Origin of the sequence: Kurthia senegalensis (assembly GCF_000285595.1) — a bacterium.
GTDB lineage: Bacteria > Bacillota > Bacilli > Bacillales_A > Planococcaceae > Kurthia > Kurthia senegalensis.
Genome location: NZ_HE611066.1, coordinates 427,877 through 434,399, shown reverse-complemented (window position 1 = coordinate 434,399; position 6,523 = coordinate 427,877). Strand labels below are relative to the sequence as shown.

Sequence of the window (6,523 nt, the reverse complement as noted above, 5' to 3'; positions counted from 1 at the left end):
ATGTTTTAATTATTTATTTACGATACGTTCAGGAGCTGTGCCTTTACGAATCGATTGTTCTGTGAAGCGGAATGTAACATTCTCTTCTTCATCTGGAAGATTGAACATATGCGGAAGTAACACTTTTTCAAGTACAGAGCGAAGTGAACGCGCGCCTGTTTTCTTCTCATGGGCAATTTCAGCAATTGCTTTAATCGCTTCATCTGAAAAATCAATTGTTGCACCATCATAAGCTAACAACGCTTGATATTGTTTTAATAAAGCGTTTTTCGGTTCTGTTAAAATTTGTTTAAGTGCTTCTACGTCTAATTCTTGTAGAGGAACAACGACTGGAAGACGACCGAGTAATTCTGGAATCATACCAAATTTACGTAAATCTTCTGCTTCAACATCTAAAATATAGTCATTGAATTTCTTCTCTTTTTTCGCATCGTCATCTAAGCTGCCACCAAACCCAATTTTACGTGCATCTTCGCCGATTCGTTTTTGAATGATTTCTTCGATTCCTTCAAATGAACCTCCGACTACGAATAAAATGTTCGACGTATCCATTTCCACGTTGTTACCGCCTGGGTGTAGACGATTGGCATCTAGTGGAACTTGTGATTTTGTCCCTTCAATAATTTTTAAAATTTGTTGTTGAACAGACTCACCAGAAACATCACGTGTAATCGATGCAGATTCTGATTTACGACCTAATTTATCGATTTCATCGATGTAAATAATCCCACGTTCTGCACGTTCTAAGTTTTCATCTGCTGCTTGTAGAAGCTGGCGAAGCATCACTTCTGGATCACTCCCTACGTAACCAGCTGCTGTCATACTTGAAGCGTCTGCTACGATCATTGGGATATCTAGTAATTCCGCTAATTTACGTAATAAATACGTTTTACCTGAACCCGTTGGTCCAACCATTAGCACGTTTGATTTTTCAATTTCAGGTGCATCTTCATCACGATTTGCATTATGTGCCATACGTTTTAAATGGTTGTAAATCGCAACAGATAAAACACGTTTCGCTTCTTCTTGTCCGATTACATAGTCATTTAAATAATCACGAATTGCTGATGGGCGAATCATATCTTCAAACGCTAAATTTTCAATATAATCGTCTTCATCCATTTCATTTACTGGCGGTGTTAAACCGAGTAATTCTGATGCAGTTTGGATGCATTCTGCGCAAACAGCTACATCATCTTTAGCTCCTTGAATAAATGGACGTCCTTCTAAACTTCTATTACAAATACTGCAAACTGTTGTTTCGTTGTTTTCCATAAAGTCCTCCTCTCGACATATGAGCATGTCGATGAACTATCAATTTTATTATGCGTATTTTACATAACATGAATAGCTTTAATTGTTATTATTATACCAAATTCCTTCTTAAAGTAACTGTATAAAGGGTTAAAGAAAGCGGATTTCTAGCTGTTTTTTTCATAAGACATAAAAGAACTTGTTTCACCTTAGCAAAACAAGTTCTTTTATATACTATTTTATACGTGGAATCGATTAATTTCGTCTTGAAGTTGTTGAGCGCTTGCACTTAACTCTTGTGCTACAGCACTTACTTGATTCATCGTTTCTAATTGCTCAGACATGGACGTTACGATTGTCCCTAACGCATCCGACGCATGTTCTGCGCCTTCTGAAATACCATGAACAGAAGCCGATACTTCTTCGGCACCTGCAGAAAGTTGTTCTGTCGTCGCGGATACTTCTTGAATTTGTGAAGTAATTTCATCAATCGCTTCTGAAATTGTTTTAAAAGAATTTCCTGCGTCTTGAATAATTTGAACACCACTTTGAACTGATCCTAAAGAATTCGTCACGGCTTCTTCAACATTTTTCGTATCTAAACGAATTTCAGTCGTTAATTGGGAAATTGAATTTGCTGATGTTTTCGATTGTTCAGCAAGCTTACGAACTTCTTCGGCAACAACGGCAAATCCTTTTCCGTGTTCTCCAGCACGTGCAGCTTCGATCGCAGCATTTAATGCTAAAAGATTCGTTTGATCAGTAATTTCAGTTATAACGCTCGTAATATGTTCAATTTCTTCTGACTGTTTCGCTAACTTTTGAACGAGATCATCTAATAACTCTGTTGACGTATAAATCGTCGTCATTTGTTGCTGTGCTTGTTCAACAATCGTCACACCATTTAGCGACAGCGTACTTGCACTTGCAGAAGCATGATTTAGCGTTTGGGCAGCTTCCGCAATACGTTGTACACCTTGTGCTGTTTCTTCCATAGCAGCAGAACTTTCTTTCGCAGCCATCGTTGAACCACTCGCAGCATCAGAAGTTGTCGTTACTTGTGAAGAAATTGTTTCGTTCGTTGCAGTTACTTCTTCCGTACTAGCCGATAATTCTTCGGCAGAAGCAGATAAATGCTCTACGTTGTGTTGTACGTTTTGAATCAATTGTTTCAAACTAGCTTTCATATGATTCACGCTCGTCACGAGTGTTCCGATTTCATCTTTTGATTTAAATTGTACATCTTCGATAGTGAAATCACCTGTTGCCATCGTTTCCATATTCGTCGTAACGATTTGAATAGGCGTCGTAATTTTACGTTTAACATACGTTGCGACAAGAATACCAAACAAAATACTAAATAACAGTATGAAAAATCCTGTTAATTTCGTTAATGATAAAGCCGATTGTGTGTCAGATTGAATGTCATTCATTTTTTGTAATTGATAGTCATTCATTTCAGCAGCTAACGTTACGAGTTTAGAGTTTGTTTGCGCTAAATTTGTATTCACGATATTCGTCGCTTTTTGTGTATCATTTTGATCAAGAGCTGCTTTCAAATTCGATAAAATGTCATTGAATTCTGTATTTAGTGTATTCACATCTTCCCATTTGTTCATCATTTCTTTTGATAAAATTAACGGTTTTAAATCTGTCACATTTTTATCTAGCTCTGTAGCACTTTCTGTTAATAACTCTTGATTTCTTTTAGAGTTATCTAAAATAACTGCTCGCGCATATAAACCTTGTTTATATATATTCGTTCGAATATCATTATTCAATTGTAATTGAGCGACACGATTATTAAACGCTTCATCTGTTTTATTTTCTATATTTTTCACATTAAAATACGTTACTACAACCGAAATACACATTAAAAAAACGATTGAGTAAAATGCTATATTTAACTTCTTACCTACTTTCATACTACTTTTCCTCTTCTCTATTGTGTAATAATTCATTTAATTTTAAATAAAAAGAGAGCCTTTAGCAATAAGGATTTAGATTTATATATTACTTAAAATGACATTACTCCTATTTTATACACTTTTAAAGTGTAACTTTACGCATTATTGTTAAACATAATAAAAAAGAGCCTAAAGACATTTAAGACTTTAGGCTCACACTACCTAAAATTATCTCTTGCAATGCATTCAAGCCTCGATTTCCGATTACGACAAGTTTATTGTTATTTTCATTTGCATATTGAATAAGCTCAATCGACGGTACGCCGTACAATACGATATTTTAAATCGTCTATTCACACGTTTTAATTATAGCTAGTTACATTATTTTATCATTTTTATATAGACTAGCGAGTTTTATTCTTTTATAAGAATAAAATATTAGTGCATTCATAGTAAATTCATGTTATAATTAATATCTTGCTGATTTTAAGGCAATTTTTGTTTTATTTTTGAAGATGCTTATTCCAATAGGCGCGACTATAGGGTCGCATAGATACGAGAGCAGGTAGGGTTCGTATTGTTTAAGTTAGAAAGTAAAGTATTGAAATGTTACCGCGGTCTAATATATATAGTAACTCACTCCCCTGATGGTAGGGTCGATACAATAGAAAATTAGCAAGCACAATGAGGGCCCAGCGTAAATTACGCTGGGCCCTCGACCAATTTATTAAGCTTTTACTTGTTGTTTTAATATACTTGCCGCTTTCACCATTTGTTTCAAAGAAGCGATGGTCTCTTCTTCACGTCTTGTCTTCAACCCGCAATCGGGGTTAATCCAAAACTGATCTTTTGCAATCACTTCTCGACTCTCCGTTAAAATCGTCTCAATTTCTTGTTGCGTCGGGACACGTGGGCTATGAATATCGTACACACCTAAACCGATTCCTAATTTATACGGATTTACTTTCAGTGCCTCAATTAATTCTCCATGACTTCTCGACGTTTCAATCGAAATAACGTCTGCATCAAGTGCCTCAATTTCTTCGATAAAATCATTGAATTCGCAATAACACATATGCGTATGAATTTGCGTTTCATTTTTCACTGTAGCAGCCGTTAATTTAAATGCTTTAATGCCTGATTGAACGTATGCTTTTTGTGCAGACTTACGAAGCGGAAGCCCTTCTTTCAAAGCGGGTTCATCAATTTGAATAATGGAAATACCGGCCGCTTCTAACGCCTTCACCTCTTGTTGTAGTGCGATGGCAATTTGATACGCGACGTCAGAACGAGAAAGGTCATTACGTACGAACGACCAATTTAAGATCGTAACAGGTCCTGTTAACATCCCTTTCAGTCGCTTGTTCGTTAACGACTGTGCGTAGACTGTCTCCTTCACCGTCATCGGTTGTGTCCATTCGACATCCCCATAAATAATCGGTGGTTTCACACAGCGAGAACCGTATGAAACGACCCATGCTTTTTCTGTAAAAGCAAACCCTTCTAATTTTTCTCCAAAATATTCTACCATGTCTGTCCGTTCGAATTCACCGTGTACGAATACGTCTAATCCAATTTCTTCTTGAATGGCAATCCAGCGTTTCGTTTCTTCTTGATTAAACTGCTCATATTGTTCGTTCGTAATTTCACCTTTACGCCATTTCAAACGATTTTGTCGCACTGCTTCAGATTGGGGGAAACTGCCGATTGTCGTCGTCGGATAATCGGGTAATTGAAGCGCTTCTTTTTGCGCAATCAACCGTTGTCCATACGGTGCTTGTCGTTCGAAATCACTTTGTTTCAGTTGTTGTACAGCTCGTTGAATCGTTACTTTTTGACGTTCCGGATGATTTTGCAGACGTTCTAAAGCATCTAAATTCATTGCGATTGCTTGTTTTACGGGTGTTTCGTGATTAAATACATACTGTTTCAATAAAATAAGTTCTTTTATTTTTTCATCTGCAAAAGCGAGCGCATTTTTTAGCGTAGGCTGTAATTTTGTCTCATTTGAAACGGTTACGGGAACGTGTTGTAAACTACAAGACGTTTGCAATACAAGCTCTTTAGCACCTGTTAACTTTTGAATCGTTTCAATTAAAATGGTACGTTCTGCTAAATTAGATGCCCAAATGTCACGACCATTAACTAAACCAATCGCAAGCGTTTTATCTTTCGGGAAATCAATATGGCGTAATGCGGCGATATTTTCCTTTTCACCGGCAACAAAATCAAGACCGAAACCAGCAACAGGGAATTGTAAAATACGTTCTAATGACGGAATGCCTTCAAAATAAGTCGTAATGAAGATGTCACTTTGAACGATTTCTGTTAGTTGGACGTACAGTTGTTCTGCAAGTGCTATTTCGTCTTCTGTTAATTCGGACGTAAATGCCGGTTCTTCTAATTGGATTGTCGATACGCCGAGTTGTTCGAGTTCATGAATAAGTTGACCGTATACGTGAATTAACTGTAACAAAAAGGCTGGACGTTGCGCCTCAGAAATCCCTTTCGTTAAACGTTGGAACGTATAAGGCCCGATGATTGTGACACGTGGCACTTCCCCAATGGTTTCAACCGTTTCTCGAACGAGTTTCGCAAACAAATTAGACGTTAGCTGTAGCGGTTTCCCTTCATATTCTGGAACGATGTAATGATAATTCGTATTAAACCATTTTGTCATTTCACTTGCTACGACATTTTTCGACCCACGTGCCATTGCATAATACGTTTCGAGCGACGCCTCTTCTGTCTCGTAACGCTTCGGAATCATTCCAAACATAACAGCAAGGTCGAGCATGCGATCATAATATGTAAAATCTCCGACCGTTAAAAGATCTAATCCTAATGATTTTTGATGTTGTAAATATTGAAGACGAAGGGATTTCAATTGTTCTTCTAACGAAGATTTTTCCAATTGACCTTTCCAATAGTTTTCTAAAATACGTTTCCATTGTCGATTTTCTCCGATGTACGGATACCCAATTACTGCTGTTTTCATTTGAACGCCTCCTCAGTTGTTTACAAACGTGGCACAAAAAACCCCTTTTCTATCGAGAAAAGGGGGTGAGAGACAAATTCAATCGTAAAAAAGCGTAAGCGAAATAAAGTTACGATTTTGTCGTACAATCACCACCTATTTCCACGTAGGTTCTGGTGCGCACTAGAAACGGCAGGTCTCCTGACTTCATATCAACGCGACGACAGCCTTCCCATCTACATAGACAGTGGCATGTTGCACATCGCTCCATTTTCACAGTTGCGGGACAGCGTTGGATTCACACCAAACTTCCCTTTTAAGCTTATTTTCATAAACACCGCTTCATACACGTTATGTAATTAGATACTATCCTAACACATCTATC

At 37.4% G+C, this 6,523-nt stretch carries 4 protein-coding genes and 1 riboswitch; all 4 genes read right to left on the bottom strand.

Translation table 11 applies throughout. The features are described 5' to 3' along the window. Positions 1 to 9: 9 nt before the first annotated feature. The 4 genes from clpX to metE all read right to left on the bottom strand — a co-directional run bounded on the left by clpX (position 10) and on the right by metE (position 6,159). Positions 10 to 1,275: an ATP-dependent Clp protease ATP-binding subunit ClpX gene (gene clpX / locus KSHG_RS09615; RefSeq protein WP_010305168.1), complete on the bottom strand. Its 1,266-nt coding sequence runs from the start codon at positions 1,273 to 1,275 to the stop codon at positions 10 to 12. A 218-nt stretch (positions 1,276 to 1,493) separates the two neighbouring features. Continuing rightward, positions 1,494 to 3,179 carry a methyl-accepting chemotaxis protein gene (locus KSHG_RS09610; protein ID WP_010305165.1) on the bottom strand — a complete coding sequence of 562 codons (1,686 nt, stop codon included), beginning with the start codon at positions 3,177 to 3,179 and terminating at the stop codon, positions 1,494 to 1,496. A gap of 181 nt (positions 3,180 to 3,360) precedes the next feature. After that, complete coding sequence (locus tag KSHG_RS18065; RefSeq protein WP_235728364.1) at positions 3,361 to 3,492, bottom strand: universal stress protein; 132 nt, start codon at positions 3,490 to 3,492, stop codon at positions 3,361 to 3,363. Positions 3,493 to 3,888: 396 nt separating this feature from the next. Continuing rightward, a complete protein-coding gene (gene metE, locus KSHG_RS09605; protein WP_010305162.1) occupies positions 3,889 to 6,159 on the bottom strand; it encodes a 5-methyltetrahydropteroyltriglutamate--homocysteine S-methyltransferase in 2,271 nt (756 codons plus the stop codon). Between the two features lie 153 nt (positions 6,160 to 6,312). After that, positions 6,313 to 6,495, bottom strand: a riboswitch (cobalamin riboswitch). Between the last annotated feature and the right edge of the window lie 28 nt (positions 6,496 to 6,523).